The sequence below is a fragment of the Pedobacter alpinus genome, assembly GCF_042684645.1.
In the GTDB taxonomy this organism is placed as follows: Bacteria; Bacteroidota; Bacteroidia; order Sphingobacteriales; family Sphingobacteriaceae; genus Pseudopedobacter; species Pseudopedobacter alpinus.
The window spans coordinates 522407-543891 of record NZ_JBHULV010000008.1 but is presented as its reverse complement, the minus strand read 5'-3'; the positions used below and the strand labels follow the sequence as shown (position 1 = coordinate 543891).

At 32.3% G+C, this 21485-nt stretch carries 17 protein-coding genes; 5 read left to right on the top strand and 12 right to left on the bottom strand.

The window, feature by feature from the left end; genetic code table 11:
• Nucleotides 1-2: 2 nt before the first annotated feature.
• The 4 genes from ACFSSE_RS03490 to ACFSSE_RS03475 form a co-directional block, all read right to left on the bottom strand.
• Complete coding sequence (locus ACFSSE_RS03490) at nucleotides 3-2825, bottom strand: PAS domain-containing protein (RefSeq protein ID WP_379044489.1); 2823 nt, start codon at nucleotides 2823-2825, stop codon at nucleotides 3-5.
• Between the two features lie 15 nt (nucleotides 2826-2840).
• A complete protein-coding gene (locus ACFSSE_RS03485) occupies nucleotides 2841-4265 on the bottom strand; it encodes a sigma-54-dependent transcriptional regulator (RefSeq protein WP_379044486.1) in 1425 nt (474 codons plus the stop codon).
• Between the two features lie 128 nt (nucleotides 4266-4393).
• Entirely contained in the window at nucleotides 4394-5176 is a 783-nt protein-coding gene (locus tag ACFSSE_RS03480) for an enoyl-CoA hydratase/isomerase family protein (RefSeq protein WP_379044483.1), read from the bottom strand.
• A gap of 11 nt (nucleotides 5177-5187) precedes the next feature.
• On the bottom strand, nucleotides 5188-5607 hold the full coding sequence (locus tag ACFSSE_RS03475) for a cobalamin B12-binding domain-containing protein (protein ID WP_379044480.1): 420 nt from the start codon (nucleotides 5605-5607) through the stop codon (nucleotides 5188-5190).
• Between the two features lie 182 nt (nucleotides 5608-5789).
• Between ACFSSE_RS03475 and ACFSSE_RS03470 the strand changes: the two genes are divergently transcribed.
• Nucleotides 5790-6677, top strand: a complete 888-nt coding sequence (locus ACFSSE_RS03470) for a hypothetical protein (protein ID WP_379044477.1) — start codon at nucleotides 5790-5792, stop codon at nucleotides 6675-6677.
• Between the two features lie 41 nt (nucleotides 6678-6718).
• Here ACFSSE_RS03470 and ACFSSE_RS03465 read toward each other — a convergent pair whose 3' ends face one another.
• Nucleotides 6719-7975, bottom strand: coding sequence for a pyridoxal phosphate-dependent aminotransferase (locus tag ACFSSE_RS03465; protein WP_379044474.1), 1257 nt, complete (start codon nucleotides 7973-7975; stop codon nucleotides 6719-6721).
• A gap of 112 nt (nucleotides 7976-8087) precedes the next feature.
• On the opposite strand from ACFSSE_RS03465, the gene ACFSSE_RS03460 reads away from it, so the two are divergent.
• A complete protein-coding gene (locus ACFSSE_RS03460) occupies nucleotides 8088-8516 on the top strand; it encodes a nuclear transport factor 2 family protein (RefSeq protein WP_379044471.1) in 429 nt (142 codons plus the stop codon).
• 317 nt (nucleotides 8517-8833) lie between these two features.
• A complete protein-coding gene (locus ACFSSE_RS03455) occupies nucleotides 8834-9967 on the top strand; it encodes a BamA/TamA family outer membrane protein (protein WP_379044468.1) in 1134 nt (377 codons plus the stop codon).
• Between the two features lie 213 nt (nucleotides 9968-10180).
• Here the strand turns inward: ACFSSE_RS03455 and ACFSSE_RS03450 are convergent, their stop codons facing one another.
• On the bottom strand, nucleotides 10181-11161 hold the full coding sequence (locus ACFSSE_RS03450; protein ID WP_379044465.1) for a deoxyhypusine synthase family protein: 981 nt from the start codon (nucleotides 11159-11161) through the stop codon (nucleotides 10181-10183).
• A 192-nt stretch (nucleotides 11162-11353) separates the two neighbouring features.
• Here ACFSSE_RS03450 and ACFSSE_RS03445 point away from each other — a divergent pair, with 192 nt between their 5' ends.
• Nucleotides 11354-12481: a BamA/TamA family outer membrane protein gene (locus tag ACFSSE_RS03445; RefSeq protein ID WP_379044462.1), complete on the top strand. Its 1128-nt coding sequence runs from the start codon at nucleotides 11354-11356 to the stop codon at nucleotides 12479-12481.
• A gap of 89 nt (nucleotides 12482-12570) precedes the next feature.
• Here ACFSSE_RS03445 and ACFSSE_RS03440 read toward each other — a convergent pair whose 3' ends face one another.
• Nucleotides 12571-13638, bottom strand: coding sequence for an AI-2E family transporter (locus tag ACFSSE_RS03440; RefSeq protein WP_379044459.1), 1068 nt, complete (start codon nucleotides 13636-13638; stop codon nucleotides 12571-12573).
• Between the two features lie 48 nt (nucleotides 13639-13686).
• Complete coding sequence (locus tag ACFSSE_RS03435; RefSeq protein WP_379100713.1) at nucleotides 13687-14430, bottom strand: O-methyltransferase; 744 nt, start codon at nucleotides 14428-14430, stop codon at nucleotides 13687-13689.
• Nucleotides 14431-14553: 123 nt separating this feature from the next.
• Between ACFSSE_RS03435 and ACFSSE_RS03430 the strand changes: the two genes are divergently transcribed.
• Nucleotides 14554-15414 carry a transglutaminase-like domain-containing protein gene (locus ACFSSE_RS03430; protein WP_379044453.1) on the top strand — a complete coding sequence of 287 codons (861 nt, stop codon included), beginning with the start codon at nucleotides 14554-14556 and terminating at the stop codon, nucleotides 15412-15414.
• Here ACFSSE_RS03430 and ACFSSE_RS03425 read toward each other — a convergent pair.
• The 4 genes from ACFSSE_RS03425 to ACFSSE_RS03410 all read right to left on the bottom strand — a co-directional run.
• Nucleotides 15411-16319 (bottom strand): alpha/beta hydrolase, encoded by a 909-nt coding sequence (locus tag ACFSSE_RS03425; RefSeq protein WP_379044450.1) that lies wholly within the window; start codon nucleotides 16317-16319, stop codon nucleotides 15411-15413. The two genes, ACFSSE_RS03430 and ACFSSE_RS03425, sit on opposite strands and share 4 nt — an antisense overlap.
• A 12-nt stretch (nucleotides 16320-16331) precedes the next feature.
• A protein-coding gene (gene prfB / locus ACFSSE_RS03420) for a peptide chain release factor 2 (protein WP_379044447.1) occupies nucleotides 16332-17421 on the bottom strand; the annotation gives its coding sequence in 2 pieces (ribosomal slippage) (nucleotides 16332-17360 and nucleotides 17362-17421; 1089 coding nt in all).
• A gap of 216 nt (nucleotides 17422-17637) precedes the next feature.
• Complete coding sequence (locus tag ACFSSE_RS03415; protein WP_379044444.1) at nucleotides 17638-18177, bottom strand: T9SS type A sorting domain-containing protein; 540 nt, start codon at nucleotides 18175-18177, stop codon at nucleotides 17638-17640.
• 661 nt (nucleotides 18178-18838) lie between these two features.
• The coding region (locus ACFSSE_RS03410) for a beta strand repeat-containing protein (RefSeq protein WP_379100710.1) at nucleotides 18839-21485 on the bottom strand (2647 nt) is incomplete at its 5' end.

Below are 21485 nucleotides of genomic sequence, written 5' to 3'. Positions count from 1 at the left end.
TTTTAATGATGAACGGGTAAAATTATAATAAAAATTGTACCCTCATTTTGCTTACTACTTACTGTAATTACTCCATTATGTTTTTCAACAATTTTTTTACAAACAGCTAAACCTATCCCTGTACCTTGGTACTCATTACGGGTATGTAATCTTTGAAAAAGTTCAAATATTTTATCGGCATATTGTTGGTCAAAGCCAATACCATTGTCTTTAACTGTAATACGGCAATAATCTTTGTTATGATCTAAATCAGGAATATTTAAAGCGTCTCCTCGTAATATTTCACTTTTAATTTCTACTATCGGTAAAGTATCATCTCGGGTAAATTTTATAGCATTAGTTAGCAAATTCTGAAACAATTGCCTTATTTGACCAGGTATAGCAGTAATATGGTGATTTACAATAAGATCTATAGTGGCATTTTTTTTCTCAATTGTGTATTCTAAATCCTCAATTATTTTTTGCATCTCATCATGCAAATCTACCTCTACAAAACCTTCGTCTGTTCTTGTAACTCTAGAAAAAGTTAATAAATCGTCAATTAAAGTTTGCATTCTTTCAGATGCATTTTGCATTCTTTTAATATAATCTATCCCTTCTTCGCTAATGCTTGCGCTAAACTTGTTTTGTAAACGATCTCCAAAAGCTCTAATTTTTCTTAATGGCTCTTGCAAATCATGAGATGCAACATAAGCAAACTGCTCTAAATCTTGATTTGAAGTGTTTAATTCATCAACCTTTAATTCTAAACTTTTTTGTACTTTTTTAATTTCAGTAATATCATGCATTACAACCATAACATTAAAAATATCACCCGAAACATTTTTTACCGGTTTATAATCAATCATAAAAGTTTTTCCGTCAAACTCTTTCTCTAATTGAACTTCTTCCCCAGAAAATGCTTTTTCTAATATCTCAACATTTTCATTAAAATCACTTTCAGGAAATAGTTCTTTGATGTGGATACCTGCTACTAATTTATTTCGGAAATTAAAACTATTAATAATTGGTCCATCAAAAAGTATCAATTTAAATTTTCTATCGTACATTAAGACAATAGAATCTGGCACATTACTAGCAATGGTTTTATAAATACTTTCAGTTTTTTCTAAAAGGATTGCTGCATTTTTAAGCTCTGTAATATCTTGTAAATTACCTATTATTTTGGTGATATTTCCTTCTGCGTCTAATACTAATTTTGCGGTTAAGTAGATGTATCTTATAGATTTATCTGGCCTATTAATTCGGTATTCAAAAGCAAAATTTGTTTTATTAGCAAACATGCTTTCTAAATATTTGATACACTTTTCTAAATCATCTTGGTGTATTAAGTTTCGGTAAAAATTTAGCGTAATATCAACCGAATTAGGTTCGTAACCATGTATTCTAAATAATTCTTCTGACCAAAAGAAATGATCTACGCCAGCAAACCATTCAAAACTTCCGTTATGTGCAATTGATTCTGCTTCTTTTAGTAAAGCCTCGTTTTGAGATAATTTTTGAGTTGTTTCTTTAAGTTCTGTTATATCTAAACAGGTACCTATTACTTTGTTGTCTGATTGTATATATCGGCACTGTGCTAAAATATAACGTCTTTGCCCATTAACCCACAAAACTTCGTATTCTGTATTAAAAGACGTTTGATTTTCTATAGCTTCTTCTAACATTTTTTTATACGAGTTTCTATAAACGGGTATAATCATGTTAAACATTAATTCCAAATCGGGTGAAATAGAATTAGGCATGTAGCCAAATATTTTATACAATGAGTCTGAAAAGTTAATTTCTTTAGTTGCTACATCTAACTCCCAGCTACCCATATTAGCTAGTTTCTCTGCATTTTGCAAAAGGTTTTGACGGCGTTCTAAATCTTGTTGAATTTTTTCTTTAGCTTTTATTTCTTCATCTAAAATTAAATTCATTTGATGCTGTTTAGATATATTACGGGAGTAATTTAAACTTATACCTAAAAGAGGAACTACGTAAGTAAAAAACCTTAAAAATTGAGCGAAATTATATTCTATATCAAAATTTTTGAAAAACACCGCCATGTGAACATTGGCAAAAATGGCTGGTATCATACTTAAAATTAGCATTTGAAAAAAAATACCATTAAACTTTTTAAGTACTTTAGGCATTAAAATACCTCCCCAAATTAGGTATAATACAATACTGATTAATTCTAAAGGATGAGTAAAAAATGATTCTCTTTTAATAAAAAATGTTGATATTTCTTTAATGTTAAATAGATATAAAACTAAAACAAATGTGATTAATGCGAACAAACCACCAATACTTCTTAATATTGTTATTTTGTTACTGTTATTAGTTTCTGGCTTATATTTTATTTTTAAAATTATAACAGTACCTATTATAAGAAGTATGGCATGTAACATTCTGCTAGTAAACCAGCTCATGTAAATAGCTTCATCTAAATTTAGCTCTGTTTTTAATACTCCAAAAACCACTAAAAGATGAATCATATCAAACAAAGCTGTACCCAGCATTACCAAGCCAACAATTGGAGCTGCTATATCATTTTTTACTCTAAAATCTATTAAAGTTAAAATGCAAGTAAAAATACCTACGGCTATACTAAATATGATCCAGATAGTAGAAAAGGTTTTTCCGAGGATGAGTTCTGTTGAAATACCTTCACTTAATTTAGAAAAATTTATAATTCTGTAATTATTATAATTTATTTCTACACCCAGCATAGAGAGTACCGTTGGAGCGATACATATTAAAAAAATAGCCCAAAAATATCCCATAGGAATATCAATACCTGACTGCTCTTTTTTTAAGGATAATTTATTAATTGCCACAGTATGTATTTAGGTTTACTCTATATTAATTGCTTTCATTTTATTGTAAAGCGTTTTTCTATCTATATTTAATATTTGAGCTGCTTTGGTTTTATTAAACTTAACCTCTTTTAAAACTTTTAGAATGGTATCATACTCTGCTTCTTGAGCAGCGTTTTTTAAATCAAGTTTCTTTTCTTTTACATTATTGGCACTTGCGGTTTCTATGGCATTTTCAAAAGCAGAAACCTTAGAATGTGTAGAAATTTCTAAAGGCAAAGCTTTAGTTTGAATAAAATCTCCCTCTGTTAACAATACTGCTCTTCTTAAAACATTTTTAAGTTCACGCACATTACCTGGCCAAGGGTAAGTTAAAAAACTTTCTTCAACATCAGCAGAAAAGCCTTTTACCTCTTTATTTAATTCATTATTTGCTGATAATAGAAAATATTCTGCAAATGTCATTATATCTTTTCCACGCTCTCTTAAAGGGGGCATGTAAATTCCAAACTCGTTAAATCTGTGGTATAAATCTTCTCTAAATCTACCTTTAGAAATCGCATCAATAAGGTTTTCATTGGTTGCAACAATAATTCTAACATCTAAATCTATCTCTTTTGTTGAACCTATACGCTTAACTTTTCTTTCTTGCACTGTTCTTAATAAGGCAGCTTGTATTTCGTAGGATAAATTACCTACCTCATCTAAAAATAATGTGCCGCCATTAGCCATTTCAAAGTGACCAATCTTAGTATATAATGCTCCGGTAAATGACCCTTTTTCGTGACCAAAAAATTCTGAACCGGCTAATTCTTTTGTTAAAGACCCACAGTCCATTGCCACAAAAGGCTTGTCTCTTCTTGGGCTTTTTAAATGAATACTTTTTGCTACTGATTCTTTTCCTGTTCCGCTTTCGCCGATTAATATAACACTGTAACCTGTTGGCGCAACTAAATCTATTTGGCGTATCAATTCTTTTGCTGCCGGACTTTGCCCCACAACGTAATCTTCTTGTTTAAATGCTCCGTTATTATTTACTTCTCTGTTTTTACCTACTTCTGTTGAAGATTTAGGCTTATCCATCTCCTCATTTAAAGCCTGTTGTGTATCAATAGCTTTTTTGATGGTATTTAAAATTTCATCGGGATAGAGTGGCTTTGTGATATAATCATAAGCACCCATCTTTATTAATTCGACAGCAAGCTTAATGTCAGAATAACCAGTGATAATAATAACTCCTGTTCTTGGATAGTTTAATTTAATTTTCTTTAAAATTTCCCTCCCATCAGTATCTTCCAACCTAAAATCGCAAAGTACTAAGTTGAAACTTTCCTTGGCCATAATTTCAAATGCAGCCACACCAGATGTTGCTGTTTTAACTTCAAAACCATTTCTGGATAAGAATTTAGATAACAACAAACCAATGTTTACCTCATCATCAACTATAAGAATTTTTTTCATGGAATATTTTTGCTCTTAATACAATAAATTTAATTAAAATTAACTGAGCGAATATAATTAATAATTTTAATTGGGAAAAACTTTCTACACAATTAACTATAAAGCATAAATATATTTTATATGCTATTTTATTTTCTTAAAAATACAGGTTTTCGCTTTTCTAAGAAGGCATTTACACCTTCTTTAAAATCTTCTGTACCAAAACATTTTCCAAATTCTTCAATTTCCACCATAAAACCATCATTTGCAGCATTAAATCCAGCGTTTATTGCTCTTATTGCTGCTGAAATTGCTGTTGGAGAACGACTAATTATTGTTTCCATCATTTTTAAGCATGTTGGCATTAGCTCTTCTGCAGTAGTTACTTTATTAAGCAAACCATAGTTAAAGGCTTCGTTAGCATCAATCATATTTGCAGTTAAAATCATCTCCATTGCCCTACCCTTGCCAATTAATTGAGTTAAACGTTGTGTACCTCCATATCCAGGTATTAGCCCTAAGGTTACTTCGGGGAAACCTAATTTTGCATTTTCGCTAGCTATTCTTATATGACATGCTAAGGCTAACTCTAATCCTCCGCCTAAAGCGAAACCGTTAATAGCTGCTAAAACAGGTTTTTCAGAATTTGCAATCATATCAAACACATCATCCTGACCATTAAATGCTAATTTTCTTCCTTCATCTACACTGTAATTAGAAAACTCAGAAATATCTGCACCTGCAACAAAAGCCTTTTCGCCAGAACCTGTTAAAATTATTCCGCCTACTTCTTTATTGTCCTGAGCATCAAGAATTGCAATGTGCAGTTCTTCTAAAGTTTGTTTGTTTAAAGCATTTAACTTTGTTGGCCTATTTATAGTGATTTTTAAAATATTAGACTCTAATTCTGTTATTATATTCTGGAAATTCATACTCGTTATATTTAAAAATTTCTGTTTTCGTAAACCCATTCATTAATATAAGCTACAATATCTGTGGTGGTGGTACCTGGGTTAAATAGCTTCCCTACACCTAGTTTTGTAAGTTCAATATTATCATTTTCTGGAATTATGCCACCACCTGTAACCAAAACATCGCTTATTTGATTATCTTGAAGTAGCTTCATTATTTTCGGAAAAACCGTCATGTGTGCGCCTGAAAGAATAGAAACGCCAATAGCATCAACATCTTCTTGTATTGCTGTATTTACAACCATTTCTGGCGTTTGCCTTAAACCTGTGTAAATAACCTCCATACCCGCATCACGTAAAGAAGTGGCAATAATTTTAGCTCCCCTATCATGCCCATCTAAGCCTACTTTTGCAACCAAAACCCTTACAGGTCTGTTTACTTTCTTTTCCATATATTTTTTAGGTTTTTATAATGATTTTTTAGGATTAAATTATTTAACAAGCAATATTATTTAAGGTACATAATATAAATGTAACAGAAATTATTTTTAATTATAAAAATTGATAGCTCTTAAAATATATCAATAAAATAAAGGTTTATAAATTCATTAACTGTATTTTGCATAAAACTAAAATGAAAAATATATTCTTCTTTTTTCTGTTTTTAAACTTTTATACTAACAGTTTTTGTAATACCGCTGATAGCAAAATCACATTAAATACAAATCCTACTTTAATCAGTGATTCTTTAAAAAAAAGCACTAAAAGTTTAATTATTAGAAGTTCATTAAACCAGTTAGATCAAAATATTTATTTAAGTAGCTTAAATGATTATAGCTTTTTAAAAAATAATTTACGTTTTTTTGATAACGGTTTTAATAGAAAGCAATCAAAATTTAATGAAATTTTAGCCATTAATGCATTACATAATAATGATTTAAAAACATCATTGTATTATTTAAACCATGTTTTTACCGTTACCACAGACTCTTTGCAAAAAGCAAAAACAACCCAAAATTTAATTAAAATTTACCAACAAATTGGAAACTACCAACAAGCTCAATATTTTATATATTATAGTAAACAACATTATGGTTTGTTCTTAACTTTTAAAGAACGCTACAATTTACAAACATTAGAAGCCAAAAATGCGTTTGAATTAGGCTTTACAAAAAAAGCAGAAAACATTATTATTCAGCAATTATTACCAAAAAGCAATAGGTTTGGCGGCAAATATGCGGAGTATAAATGCTATTTATTATTGGGTAAAGTTTACTTAAAAGCAAAAAGCTTGGTACAAGCAAAGTGGTTTTTTATACAAGCCAATTCTTTAGCTATACAACAAAACAACACGAACGGCAGAATTGAGACCTATTTATTGTTAGCAAGAGCTAAAATTATTGCGAACGATAAAAATGTAGCCTTAGAGGATTTAGCTAAAGCCCGAGAACTAATTGGCGGTAATAATTCTATTTATTTAGTCGATTTGAATAAGTTATATGCTTTAGCAAAAGGAAGTTAAATTATCCAAATTGCTAAAAACAGCAATTTGGATAATTATATTTATTTCAGTTTTGATAAAGCTTCTTTTAAAGCTGGTAGTTTACTCCTAATTTCTTTTGCAGAACTTGCCCCTACTGATGCTCTAAACCAGCACATTTCTTCTGTACCAAATGCAGAAAAAGGCACCAAAGCAATATTTGCTTCTTTTATTAAATAGAAATTTAAAGCTGTTGATGTTTCTAAAACAAAGCCATTTGGAGTAGTTTTACCAACATAATCTATTTTTATGGTTAAATAAATGGCACCCATTGGCTCAATAGCATCAATAGCAAAACCTTCATTTTTAAGATCCATTAAACCATTGTAAAGGGTATCTAAACTTTCGGTAACTTTATTTTTAAATGTGTTCAGAAATTCATCAACGGCAGGCGTATTTACTAAAAATTTAGACATCGCAACCTGTTCTGCCTTTGGCGCCCAAGCACCCATGTGGCTTACAATAGCTCTCATTTTCTCTAAAATATGAGCGGGACCAAAGCCCCAACCTACTCTTACGCCTGTTGCAGCAAAACATTTGGAGCTTCCATCAATAAAAACGGTATAATCTCTTAATGCTGGCACTAAAGTTACTGGGTTTACATGTTTGTGATTACCAAAGGTTAGTTGTGAATAAATTTGATCGTAGAAAATATATAAAGGTTTCTCATTTGCCCCCCTTGATTGATTTTCTTCTAACACCAACTCACAAATTTCTTTTAAATTATCTGCCGTAAACATAGTTCCGGTTGGGTTTAAAGGAGAGCATAATGCCAATAATGTTGCCCCTTTTAAATACGGTTTTATATCTGCACCAGTTGGCATAAAGTTGTTTTCTGGCTGGGTTGGCACTGCAACTCCGTTTGCTCCTAATAAATGTGCGTAATGGTTATTATTCCAAGATGGTGCTGGGTAAAGAATGGTATCACCAGCATCTACCAAAGCTAAAAAAGTAGCATAAATTAACGGACGAGAGCCACCAGAAATTAGAATTTCGTTATTGGCCGAATAATCTAAATTTAACCTCTCTTTCAAAAAAGTAGAAACACTTTGTCTTAATGCTAAAACACCGCCCGCAGGTGGGTAATTAGTTTGATGGGCTTCATAAGCTTCAACAATATCGTTTTGTAATTGCTGTGGTATTGGAAAAAGTTTTGGGTCAAAATCACCAATAGTTAAATTAGCAACTTCTATTCCTTTTGCTTTCATTTCATTTACCTCACCGGCAATTTTAATAATTTCTGAGCTTACTAATGATTCTCCTAATGCTGATACTTTCATAAAATTTTAATCTTGGGTGGCAAAGGTACTAAAATTGATTTTTACCTTAAATGATTTTATAATTTAGCAAAAAGTTAAAAAAAACATATTTTAGCATTCAAAAAAACAAACCATGAAAGGAAAATCACTAATTACTTTATTTATAGTATTTGCTGCGTTTAACATTAAAGCACAAACAAAAAAAGAGAAAGTAGAAATTGCAGCAAAATATTTTGTTGATGCCTTAATAAGCGGCCGTCAAGCTGATTTAGAATACATTACTTGCGATAGTTTGTCTTACGGACATTCTAGTGGGAGAATTGAAACTAAAAAAGATTTTGTTTATAATTTAGTTACTAATCAATCTGATTTTGTAACTATTGATATAATTAAACAAACTGTTAAAATTGAAGGAGATGTTGCTATTGTAAGACATAATTTACACGCAACTACAAATGATAAAGGTAACCCTGGAGAAGTTTATTTAGGCGTTATGTTAATTTTTAAGGAGCAGCCTAATGGAGAATGGAAGTTATTGGCTAGGCAGGCTTATAAGGTTTAGGTTATTTAGTGAGTAATGAGTAGTGAGTAATGAGTAGTGAGTAGTGAGTAGTGAGTACTGAATACTGAGTAATGAAAATAAAAAGAAGAGATTTACCTTACGGATAAATCTCTTCTTTGTTTAAAATACAATAATATTACTAACCTAAAAACTAAGCGAACAATAAAGAACAACAATACTAGCATCAGATTCAGATTTTACGATAATTTTTTTGTGGTTTGTGAGTAGGATGTAAAATATTCGACTTTTAACCGTTTTAAATACTTTAAGAAAATTTTAATTGAAAATAAAATCGAAACTTTGGTTTTTTTAAAACCATGAAAAAAATATTTTTTTTAACTATAGCGCTTTTAGGTAGTATTAACTGTACGGCGCAAAAAAAGTTAATTGAAAAGCTATTCTCTAGCGATACCACAAGGCATAATAGCTTTTTTCCGGTCCCTTTAATTGGTTATACCCAAGAAGCTGGTTTTGAATTTGGAGCTGTAGGAATTTATTCTTTTTATTTAGATAAAACGGATAGCACTATAAGGGCATCCCAAATTTATGGAGTGGCTTTTACGAGTACAAAGGGAGTAAGTCAAATTTCTAGCAAAGCAGATATTTGGACCAAGGGGAATAAATGGCATCAATTATACGAAGCTAGGTTTTCAAATATTCCATTTAATTTTTATGGTTTAGGGAGTAATACTAGTAAAGCAGATGAAGATTTAGTAGTACAAACAAGATGGCGAGTTGGTGCCGAAATTGAAAAACAATTTACAAAATCTTACTATCCGGGAGTAGGTTTTGAATTTGAATCTGTAAATTTTAAAGATGATGAACCAGGCGGTATTTTTGATTTGGAAAACCAAGCAAATTTAATTGATAAAGATGGTGGTAGATATGTTTTTTTAAAAATTACCCAATTATTAGATACAAGAAATAGCAATACTTACACCACAAAAGGATTTTACGGAAGATTTAGATATGCTTATGCGCCAGATTTTTTTGGTGGCAACAATTTTAAAGGGAACTTATTTACAACAGATTTAAGATATTTTAAATCTGTTAACAAAAAATTAGTTTTAGGAAACCAGCTGTTTTATGAGGCTGTAACTAGTAAAAAAGATATTCCATTTTATATGTTAAGGCAAATGGGTAATGACCAAATTATGCGTGGTTATTATTTGGGAAGATATAGAGATAAAAATTATATGGCCTTACAGGCCGAGTTACGTTATAAAATAATAAATAGGTTTGGCATGGCCGCGTTTGGTGGTGTTGGTTCGGTTTATAATAGAGGCTTTTTGCCACAACAAAATTTTAAACCTAGTTATGGATTAGGAGCAAGAATATTTTTTGATTTAGAGAAAAGTTTAGCCTTAAGAGTAGATTATGCTTGGGGAGAAAAGCCAATGGGCGAGAAAAGAATTAGTGGTTTTTACATTTCTTTGGGTGAAGCGTTTTAGTTAAAAATGATAAAACAGTAAGTTGGGCGATAGCAAATTGAGTGAATAGTAACTGGTAAATAGTGAATATATCGTACCCAAAGAAACGTTTTGAACAAAATTCATTTAAATGTTTTTTAAATAGAATTCTGAAAAGTATTGAGCGTTCATGTATAAAAACAAAAAAGAGATTCACCTTTTGGTAAATCTCTTTTTTTTAAAATTTTAATAAGATTATTGCCCTAAAATCCAAGCGAACATTAAAGGTACAACAATAGTTGCATCTGATTCCACTATAAACTTAGGTGTATGTATATCTAGTTTACCCCAAGTAATTTTTTCGTTTGGCACTGCACCAGAGTAAGAACCATAAGAAGTTGTAGAATCTGATATTTGACAGAAATAACTCCAGAAAGGAATATTTTCCATTTCCATATCTTGATACAACATTGGCACTACACAAATAGGAAAATCGCCAGCAATACCGCCACCAATTTGAAAAAAGCCTAAACCTTTACCTCCTGAATTTTCTGGGTACCAGCCTGCTAACCAAGTCATGTATTCAATACCACTTTTCATGGTGCTAGCTTTTAACTGGCCTTTGATAACATAAGATGCAAAAATATTACCCATGGTTGAGTCTTCCCATCCAGGTACAACAATGGGCAAGTTTTTTTCGGCCGCAGCCAACATCCAAGAATTTTTTGGGTCAATTTCATAATACTGTTCCAAAACACCACTCAACAGCATTTTGTACATAAATTCATGAGGGAAATATCTTTCGCCAGCAGCCTCAGCGTCTTTCCATATTTTTTCGATATGCTTTTGTAATCTTCTAAAAGCTTCTTCTTCTGGAATACAGGTATCAGTAACTCTGTTATAGTGGTTTTCTAATAAATCCCACTCATCTTGCGGACTTAAATCTCTGTAATTTGGCACTCTTTTATAGTGTGAATGAGCTACCAAATTCATTATATCTTCTTCTAAATTTGCGCCTGTACAAGAAATTATCGATACTTTATCTTGTCTTATCATTTCGGCTAATGAAATCCCCAATTCTGCAGTACTCATAGCGCCAGCAAGGGTAATCATCATTTTTCCACCTTCATCTAAATGGGTTTCGTATCCTTTTGCTGCATCCATTAATGCCGCGGCATTAAAGTGTAAATAGTTTTTCTCTATAAACTGAGAAATTGGACCTCTTTGCTTGCTCATTTTAATCTTTTTTTTGCAAAAATAAGGTTTTATGCTGTATTGAAAGAAATAGATTGTTTTTTGATGGAATTTAAAGCTTTATATTGCGCCTTATATAAATCTATTTTAGATACACCAATTTGTATAAAAAGTTTAGGCATTAAAAATGTGTATGCAAACTGTACCAATCTGAATTAAAGAGAACAACCTACAATGAGAAAAATTATATTTTTTTTGCTACTTACTTCTTGCACCTTACACCTAAGTGCTCAAAATAAAATCATCAATAAATTATTTTCAAAAGATACCACAAGACATAATAGTTTTTTGCCTTTACCTTTAATTGGTTATTCGCAAGAAGCTGGCTTAACATTGGGTGCAATAGGTATTTATTCTTTTTATGCCGATAAAAATGATGCTAACATAAAAGCTTCGCAGGCTTATGGGGTATTAAGTTTTAGTACCAAAAAAAGAGTTCAAATAAGTTTTAAAACTGATGTTTGGACATCTGGAAACAATTACCATTATATTGCAGAGGCAAAATTATTAAAACAACCATTTAATGTTTACGGTGTTGGTAACAGCACTTTATTAGTAAATGAAGACGAGATAGACATAAGCAGGTTTAGGTTAAACGGAGAATTAGAAAAACTGGTAGCTAAAAACCTTTACTTAGGTGGTGGTTTGGAGTATGAGAATGTGGGTTATACAGATAAAGTTGCTGGCGGTATTTATGAAACTAGCCCTAATGTTATTGATAAAGATGGTGGCCAGTTTATGTTTTTTAAAGCTACTTCATTTTTTGATTCGAGAGATAATGTGCCTTACCCAAGTAAAGGTTTGTATGCAAAATTACAGTACGCTTATGCGCCAAACTTTTTTGGTTCTCCTAATTTTAATGGCAGTTTAATTACTGCTGACTTACGTCAATTCAACAAAATAAATCCAAAATTAAATTTAGCCGTTAACGCTATTTATGAAGGTTTAATCTCTAAAAAACCTATTCCTTTTTATAACTTAAGGCAAATGGGTAACGACCAATTTATGAGAGCGTATTACAGTGGGCGTTTCCGTGATAAAAACATGATTACTTCACAAGCTGAATTAAGATACAGACCAATACCAAGATTTGGCCTAGTTGCTTTTGGTGGCGCAGGTAAAGTTTATGGTGAAAATTCTTTTATTGACACTGATTTTAAACCAACTTATGGTTTAGGTGCAAGAATATTTTTTGATTTAGAAAAAGGTTTAGCCCTAAGAATTGATTATGCTTTGGGAGAAAAACCAATGGGAGAGAAAAGAATTAGTGGTTTTTACCTTTCTTTAGGTGAAGCGTTTTAATTGGATGTAAAATGGTCAATGATCAATGATCAAAATTACTTCTTAAAATTAAAAGCAAGAAGATGTTTTAAACCTTCTTGCTTTTTTTATTATTTATTTAAAGGGTTCTCTTCTGGAACGTCATCTCCAATTAAAACACCCCATTTTTTGAAATTCTTTGTTCGGTCAAAAGCAATTTTTAATATAGCTATAATTGGTAGTGCTAAAAACATTCCTGAGATACCGGCCAAAGTACCTGCTAAAACTATCCCCAATATGGCTACTAAACTATTTATCTTTACTTTAGAGCCAACTATACGTGGCATCAAAATATTATTATCTAAAAACTGAACTACCGCTATTACAATTAATACGGTGAAAATTGGCCATACTTCTTGCGTTGAACTTACGGTAAGCATTACACCTAATATATTACCAAATAATGCCCCAATGTATGGGATAAGGTTTAATATGGCAAATAATACACCAATTAACAAAGCATGTTTAATTCCAATTATCCATAAAATACCACCTAAGAGTACTGTGATGTATAATATCTGTATCAATAATCCCATTAAATAACTCTGTATAATGTCTTCAATTTGTTTAATACTTTCTTTTACACTTGGTAAATCCTCATCACTAAACCACATGATGCAAAATTTTAATAACAGGTTTTTATACGATAACATCAGAAAGATATAAATTGGTAACAAACCAAAAAATATCAAGGCTCCAGATACTGAACCTAAAATTCCACTTAAAATAGCACCTGTACCACTTAGGAGCTTATTACTTTGTTCGTTTATAAAGCTAATTTGCTGTTCTGTAGAGAAATGAGTAAACCCTCTAATCCACTGGCTTAAAGAATTAAGATGAACATTTATATTTTTTTTAATTAATGGAAAATCTTCAATTAATATTTGAATTTGTGCAGAAAAAAACCAAACTAATCCAGAAACAATAATCAGCATTAACAAAATAGGTAGTGATATGGCTATAATTTGTGGGAATTTCCTGTTCTTCAAAAATCTGTAAACTGGCAAAAGCATCATACTAATAAAAAAAGCCATTAAAATGGGCATAATAATGCTACTTCCTACCAAAAGGATATACCCAATTAAAAAAAGGCCTAAAAGCTCCAAAGCTCTTTTTGCGGTAACAGGAAATTCTTTCATATCTTAAATGCTTATTTTTTTAGATAGACTAATCTTATGCCAAGTTTATTAAAATTTTATTTTAAAATTCTGTTTCGCTTGATCTGTTTTAAAAAACACAAGTCCAATCCAAAACAAATCTATAGTTACAGTAACATCAGGGTGGTTTTTTATTTCTTCCCAAGCTTCTTTCATACCAACGCTCCAATAAATATCGTCGAAAATGAGTACCGTTTTATCATGTACTTTGGGTAAGCACCAATCAAAATAATTTAAGGTAGCTTGTTTTCTATGGTTACCGTCTATAAAAACAAAATCAATATTTTCTTCTTTTGCCAACACTTTAGGTAAGTTATCATCAAAATCCCCTATTTCTACATTTATATTACTTAAGTTTAATTTCTCCCAATTTTGTTGCGCACTTTTTGCAGTTTGCGGACAGCCCTCCATGGTTGTTATTTTTGCGTTTGGTACAGCTACACTAAAATAAGCAGTGGTAAGCCCTAAACAAGTACCTAATTCTATTAAATTATTAGGCTTAAATTCTTTTGCTAACCTATATAACAATTGGGCTAATTTTTTAGGCTTTAAGGCATTTTTAGCCAATGATTTTATTTTTTTCTGTTTTTTATTATTAACCTGAGAACCTGCACCTAAATCTGTAATAGTTATCACACTTTCATCTTTAAGTAAACTTTCGCGTAAATTTTCTAAATTATTGTAATCAGAATTATCTTTAAAATTGTAAATTACTTTATCTACCAAATTGTAAACAAATGGAGAATGAGTACCATGCCTTGTTTTGGCACTCATGATGTGTTTTAAATAGTTTTTTGTAAGTGTTGTATTAAACATGATGCTAAAATAAACATAATGCTACAAGGTATATAAACAAAAATTAAAGTTTTATTTTATCGACTTTAAATTTGTAAGATTATGATTAATGAAAGAGAAATAAGTTCCCTAATAAAATTATTAGACGACCCCGACCCCCAAATATTTGACCATATTGAAGATAAATTATTGTCTTACGGTAATGAAATAATTAGCTATTTAGAAGATGCTTGGGAGCAATCTTTTGATGCTTTATTGCAAGAGCGTATAGAAAACTTGGTACACAAAATACAGTACCAAAATGTACGGGAAGATTTGGCTTTATGGCACCAAAGCGGCGGTTTTGATTTATTAAGAGGGATTTTAATTATCAATAAGTACCAATACCCAGATTTGGATGAAGAAAAAATAATTAACCAAATTGAAGCCATTAAAAGAGATGTTTGGCTACAAATGATGTATGAAGCAAGCCCAGTAGAAAAGGTGAAGCTTTTAAACCATGTTTTTTATACCATTTATGGATTTTCTGGCAATACAAGTAATCACCAAAATCCGTTAAACTCTTATTTAAACCAGGTATTAGAAAGTAAAAAAGGGAACCAAATTTCTTTGGCTATTATATACTCAATTATTGCGCAAAAGTTAGACATTCCTATATATGGGGTAAACTTACCACAACATTTTATTTTAGCTTATATTGATGAGCTTGAACAAAATGAGAAAGAGAAAGCCATTTTGTTTTATATTAATGTTTTTAACAAAGGTTATATTTTTGGAAAGCGAGATATTGATCAGTTTTTACGTCAGTTGCAAATAAAGCCCGAAAGTTTTTTTTACGAACCTTGTACCAATACAGAAATTATTAAGAGAGTGCTAAGGAATTTAATTAGCTCCTACGAGAAAGCAGGAGCTAATGATAAGGTTGATGAGTTGGTTAAATTGTTAGATGTTTTAACCCCTTAATCAAGCATATTTATAGATTTTAACCAAGTTAACATACTTACAAACCACTCTTCGTTAGTGGTTTTATTTTCTAAACCAAACCCGTGACCTCCACCTTTATAAAAATGAGCTTCAACAGGCACATTAGATTTTTTTAACGCAAGCATATAATTTACACTATTTTCTGACGGCACAGTTTTATCATCATTTGCATGAAACAAAAATGCTGGTGGTGTATTTGAATTTACTTGTAATTCATTAGAAAACGCTATAATATCGGCCTCAGTGGGATGATTGCCTAATAAATTATTTTTAGATCCTTGATGTGTAAAACTATCCATAGTAACAACTGGGTAGCCTAGAACAGAAAAATCAGGTCTCAAATTAATGTTGTTAGGATTCTCAATTAATGATTTTAAAAAATGAGTTGATAAAGTGGAAGCTAAATGTCCGCCGGCAGAGAAGCCCATAATTCCAATCTTTGCAGGATTTAGCTGCCATTTACTAGCATTATCTCTTACTACTTTAATTGCTTGTTGAGCGTCTTGCAGTGTCCCAATTTTTTTATCAAGCATTATATCATCAGACGGCAGTCTGTATTTTAAAACAAATGCAGTTATTCCTCGCTTATTAAACTCTTGAGCAATTTGGTAACCCTCATGTGAAATAGCTAAAATTTTATACCCACCACCAGGGCAAATAATTACTGCAGTGCCGTTTGGTTTATCTGCAAAATATGCAATCAATTTAGGTTCAGATACTTTGCCTATCCTGAGTTTCCCATCTGTACCTGTATTACTTTCTTCAATATAATCTTTATTTATTTTTGAATTCGGAATTTCATTAGCGTATAAATTCATAACAGTTTGTGCATTTAATAGCTGATTAGAAAGAATTAAAACAAAAAATAAAATTGCTTTTTTCATAACGATATATCATTAATTTGAACCACCATATTCCATTAAATATGATTTTAAAAATTCATCCAATTCCCCGTCTAAAACAGCTTGCGCATTAGAGGTTTCAAAATCAGTTCTTAAATCTTTTACTAATTTATAGGGATGCAAAACATAGTTTCTAATTTGTGAACCCCATTCTATTTTCTTTTTATTGCCTTCAATAGCATTGGTAATTTCCATTTTTTTACGGATTTCAATCTCATACAATTGAGACTTTAATAAACGCATGGCATTTTCCTTGTTTTGAAGCTGAGAACGTGATTCCTGATTTTTAATAATAATACCAGAGGGTTTATGATACAACCGAACGGCAGTTTCTACCTTGTTCACATTTTGCCCACCAGCACCACCAGCTCTAAAAGTTTCAAATTCTACCTCGGCAGGGTTTATGTCAATCTCAATGGTATCATCAACCAATGGATAAACGTAAACGGAAGCAAAGGAAGTATGTCTTTTAGCATTGGCATCAAACGGAGAAATACGCACCAAACGATGAACTCCGTTTTCACCTTTAAGATAACCGTAAGAAAAATCTCCATCAAATTGCAAAGTAACCGTTTTAACGCCTGCTACATCTCCTTCTTGGAAATCTTGCTCTGTTACTTTATAACCATTTTTTTGCGCCCACATGGTGTACATCCGCATTAGCATTGCTGCCCAATCGCAACTTTCTGTACCACCAGCACCAGCTGTAATTTGCACAACTGCGCTTAATTGATCTTCTTCTGCCGAGAGCATATTTTTGAATTCTAATTCTTCTACGGCAATCAAAGTATCTGCATAACCCATTTTTAACTCATCTTCAGTAGCTTCATCAGCCTGAAAAAACTCCAATAAAACGGCTAAATCTTCCACAGCAGTTTCTGCCTTTGAAAAAGCATCAGTCCATGTTTTTTTAAGCTTTATAGCGTGTAAAACCTTTTCGGCTTCTTTTGGTTGGTCCCAAAAATTAGGTTCAAGAGTTTTGGCTTCTTCTTCTTCTAATAGTAAAAGTTTAGCATCAACGTCAAAGATGCCTCCTCAGAGACGTTATCCTGTCTCTCAAATCTTGCAGATTGTCTTTTGTCATGCGCAAATATAAATTTTTAAAACACAATTTTAATTCTCATTCGACTATGATTACCTAAATCTCGAAAAACATAAAATCAGAAACTTATTTTATGAACAATTTTAGGAGAAATTTTTCAAACTCAGTATTTGATATTTTTTAAAAAAGCAAAAAAAATATCCCCGAAATGATATCGAGGATATTTAGAATTTAAGAGTGTTAATTTATATATTTTACTTACAATGATACTATTTCTTCTACACCAGCAATTAATAATTTTTTGGTATAAACTTTTTTGTTTGCTATAACTTTTAACGAATATACACCTGCAGGTACGTAACCAAAAGTGAATTTTAATACTTGTTTTCCTTGGGTAACACTATAGTTAGAAGAAGTTAATGGTTGTCCCCACATGTCAATAATAGAAATCGAAACCCCATCATCATCAATTAAGCTTATAGCTACATTTGTATAGTTTACTGCTGGGTTAGGATAAGCATTAATTTTATTTAAGCTATTATCTGCAAATTCTGTAATCTCTCTAGTAACATAGTTAAAGTGATTAGGTTGTTGAAAACCTTGAGTTAAATAATTAGATCCGTTTTGAGTTAACGTGTTAGTTGAATAAGCCTGTCCGATTGTGAATTGAACATTTTCTCCAAATGTTGAAGTTGCTTCACCACCACCTGATGTAATAGCAAATCTTTCGATAGTTTGAGCCATTGTTGAGAAACCTAAACTTGCTACTAAAACTGATATTAAAATTAACGTCTTCATGCTTTGTATTAGACAAATTCAAAGCCATCAGAAATTTGGGGAATAAAATCTCGATTAATTTAGATGAAAATGATAGAAAATTAAAAAATCACATCATGCAATGGCTTAATAATCATCATTTAAACCACAATTGAGACCGATTTTTAATTGTAAGGAATATTTTAAACTAATTTCAATAATATTTTGATGTGCTAATATTACTGAAAGAGCAGTAATTAAAACGGGTAATTTTAGGCAATAAAATCCCAATTTGGGTATATTTATACGATTCGCAAAAGCTCCAATCGTATTTTAGTACTGGAGGTTAAATGAGAATCATTATAAAAAAATTAATATAGACTTTTACGAATCACAATATTAAAGGTTAAAATAACCTTTAATTAAAGTAAAACATACTCGTATTGCACAATACGAGTAACTAATTTCTTATTTATACTCATTTTGAGTAAAAAATAACCCAATTTAGATATATAATGAACAATAGTATTTTTTTTCAATTCAAAGATTATTGAATTTGCAGTATTGGATTATTAATAGAGAGAAATAAATTCTTATCAAATAACTCTTATAATTATAATAGGATGATATGAATACGAATTATGAAAACAAAAAAAAGCTGTCTCATTTTATTTTGAGACAGCTTTTTTTGTTTTAGGAGGTTTTACTGAATAATTGTAATATTTAATTGCGTATCAGACATGTTAGTGTTTGATGTATTAGTATTATTAAAACTGATTTCTATTGAATTAGTACCGGTAACTCTAGCGTAACCTATTGCCACTGTGTTTGGCAGTGCAGTTCTGGGAGACACCATTACGGTTGCCGTATTAACATTTAGACCAGAGATACCAGTTAACGTATAAGTTCTATTTGTTGATGAAGTATTCCTTGTCACTGTAAAAGCGCCACTAGATATAGAAATCTTGAATATCCCAGAAACAACTGTTGTTGATGTTTCGCCAACTTGAAGTGTATTTGTATGTGTATTACCTACTACTTGCAATTCAGAATCGGCAACGGTTCCGCTTGTATTAATACCTACTCTTACATTATTATTTAACCCAATTCCTTGCATTCTCATCATCTCCACATTACCTGCTGGTGAATAATTGAATTTAGAAAACACAATTGGTTCATCGCCATCATCGCCTATAACAAAATCTAATCTACCGTTGTTAGCTGTTCCAGAACTTCCAAACTCAAAGAAATCAGTACCGGCAGCACTACCTTTTAGTCTAAAATTACCATCAGTAGTAGTGTAGAACATTGGCTTGTAAAAACTTGCAGCACTTGCTTCAAATTGTAGCGCCGAAGTAGTACCATTCCCATTTACAAAAACCAGTGGCTGATTAGCGTCTGTATAATCTGCATAACTTTGAGTTAAACCCAAAGCCCCTCTTGTACCAAACTGTAACATTTGAAGATTATTAGAACCAATTTTGAAAGCTACGTTATTGGTAGTTCCTAAAAAGGTTGATGCTGTTGCATTGGAATTACCTGTTAACAGCCAATTTGATGCTGCAGCCTCTGTTGCAGGCGCCCATATTGTGCCATTATATTTCAAAACCTGACCATTGGTAGCAGACATATTATTTAATTTATCAGCAGTAATGCTAGCATTTGCTAAATCTGCGGTTGCAATTGTTCCATCTAGAATTTCATTTGAGGTTACCGCTCCAGTTGCTATTTTAGCAGAGGTTACTGCATTATTTGCTAAATCTGCGGTTGCAATTGTTCCATCTAAAATTTCATTTGAGGTTACCGCTCCAGTTGCTATTTTAGCAGAGGTTACTGCATTATTTGCTAAATCTGCGGTTGCAATTGTTCCATCTAAAATCTTAGCAGATGTTATTGCATTAGTAGCAATCGTGGGTGACGTTGCTGTACCCGTTAAATCGCCAACCAATTGAATTACTCCTTTTGCGGATGTACTTGCGTCTGCTGGGGTTGAAGCACTTGGAGTTGCTGGAGCCCAATTACCTCCGTTCCATGTTAAAACCTGGCCATTAGTAGCACTAGCAGAAGTTAATTTACTTGGACTAATAGATGTATTTGCAATTGCAGCATCTGTTACAGAAGCAAATGCTAATTTACTTGCATCAATACCTCCTTGTAATTTTGATGCTGAAATTGTACCATCTGCAATTTTAGCATTAAAAATAGCACCATCTTGAATATTATAACCTTGAATTGTCCCAGTTCCTATTTTGTCTGCTGTAACTGCACTTGAAGCTATTTGAGTAGCCGTAACTGCGCCAGCAGCTATTTTAGCACTAGTTACTGCATTATTTGCCAAATCTGCTGCTGAAACTGTACCATCAACAATTTTCGCACTTGTAATAGCATTATTTGCTACTGTTGGAAAAGTGGCAGATCCTGTTAAATCTCCAGCTAATTGAATAATTCCTTTTACAGATGTGCTAGCGTCAACACTTGAACCGCTAGCCCCAGCTGGACCTTGAGGCCCTGTAGCGCCAGTGGCTCCCGTTGCGCCATTATTTCCTGCTATTCCTTGAATGCCTTGTACTCCTGTTGCTCCTTGTGCTCCTGTTGCTCCTTGTGATCCAGTTGCTCCTGTTGCACCAACTAAGCCTTGTGGACCTGTTGCTCCAATATTTCCTTGTAAGGATAAACCTGAACCCCAATTACCGCCCGATTTTGGTCCAAATATAAATTTTGTGGTTGCATTGAAATAATAATCTCCATTATTACCTATACCGGAAGTAGGATTAGATACCCCAGATAAAATTTGACTTCCATTTGAACCTGCTACTCCAGTTGAACCGGTGCTTCCTGTAACACCTTGAGCGCCTGTAGGTCCAGTAAGACCTTGAATTCCTTGCGCACCTGTTGGACCGGTTAAACCTTGAATACCTTGTGCGCCAGTTGCTCCTGTTGCTCCGGTGTTTCCTGTTAAACCTTGTATTCCTTGCACTCCTGTTGTACCCGTATTTCCTGTTATACCTTGTATTCCTTGCGCTCCCGTTGCACCAGTTGCTCCCGTATCGCCTTTAGCTCCGGTTAAGCCAGTGTTTCCCGTTAATCCTTGGATTCCTTGCGCTCCAGTTGCTCCTGTATTTCCTGTTATACCTTGTATTCCTTGTGCTCCTGTTGTACCCGTATTTCCTTTCGCTCCAATTGCACCAGTATTCCCAGTTGCACCTGTTGCGCCAGTGTTTCCAGTTAATCCTTGGATTCCTTGCGCTCCGGTATCTCCTTTTGCTCCGGTTAAGCCAGTGTTTCCTGTTAATCCTTGGATTCCTTGCGCTCCAGTTTCTCCTTTAGCACCTGTTGCGCCAGTGTTTCCA

Coding starts and splice junctions, on each gene's coding strand:
- ACFSSE_RS03460 (WP_379044471.1), top strand. CDS start 8,088: ATGAAAGGAAAATCACTAATTACTTTATTTATAGTATTTGCTGCGTTT.
- ACFSSE_RS03455 (WP_379044468.1), top strand. CDS start 8,834: ATGAAAAAAATATTTTTTTTAACTATAGCGCTTTTAGGTAGTATTAAC.
- ACFSSE_RS03415 (WP_379044444.1), bottom strand. CDS start 18,177: ATGAAGACGTTAATTTTAATATCAGTTTTAGTAGCAAGTTTAGGTTTC.
- ACFSSE_RS03430 (WP_379044453.1), top strand. CDS start 14,554: ATGATTAATGAAAGAGAAATAAGTTCCCTAATAAAATTATTAGACGAC.
- ACFSSE_RS03465 (WP_379044474.1), bottom strand. CDS start 7,975: ATGAAAGTATCAGCATTAGGAGAATCATTAGTAAGCTCAGAAATTATT.
- ACFSSE_RS03475 (WP_379044480.1), bottom strand. CDS start 5,607: ATGGAAAAGAAAGTAAACAGACCTGTAAGGGTTTTGGTTGCAAAAGTA.
- ACFSSE_RS03450 (WP_379044465.1), bottom strand. CDS start 11,161: ATGAGCAAGCAAAGAGGTCCAATTTCTCAGTTTATAGAGAAAAACTAT.
- ACFSSE_RS03445 (WP_379044462.1), top strand. CDS start 11,354: ATGAGAAAAATTATATTTTTTTTGCTACTTACTTCTTGCACCTTACAC.
- ACFSSE_RS03470 (WP_379044477.1), top strand. CDS start 5,790: ATGAAAAATATATTCTTCTTTTTTCTGTTTTTAAACTTTTATACTAAC.
- ACFSSE_RS03435 (WP_379100713.1), bottom strand. CDS start 14,430: ATGAGTGCCAAAACAAGGCATGGTACTCATTCTCCATTTGTTTACAAT.
- ACFSSE_RS03440 (WP_379044459.1), bottom strand. CDS start 13,638: ATGAAAGAATTTCCTGTTACCGCAAAAAGAGCTTTGGAGCTTTTAGGC.
- ACFSSE_RS03480 (WP_379044483.1), bottom strand. CDS start 5,176: ATGAATTTCCAGAATATAATAACAGAATTAGAGTCTAATATTTTAAAA.
- ACFSSE_RS03485 (WP_379044486.1), bottom strand. CDS start 4,265: ATGAAAAAAATTCTTATAGTTGATGATGAGGTAAACATTGGTTTGTTG.
- ACFSSE_RS03425 (WP_379044450.1), bottom strand. CDS start 16,319: ATGAAAAAAGCAATTTTATTTTTTGTTTTAATTCTTTCTAATCAGCTA.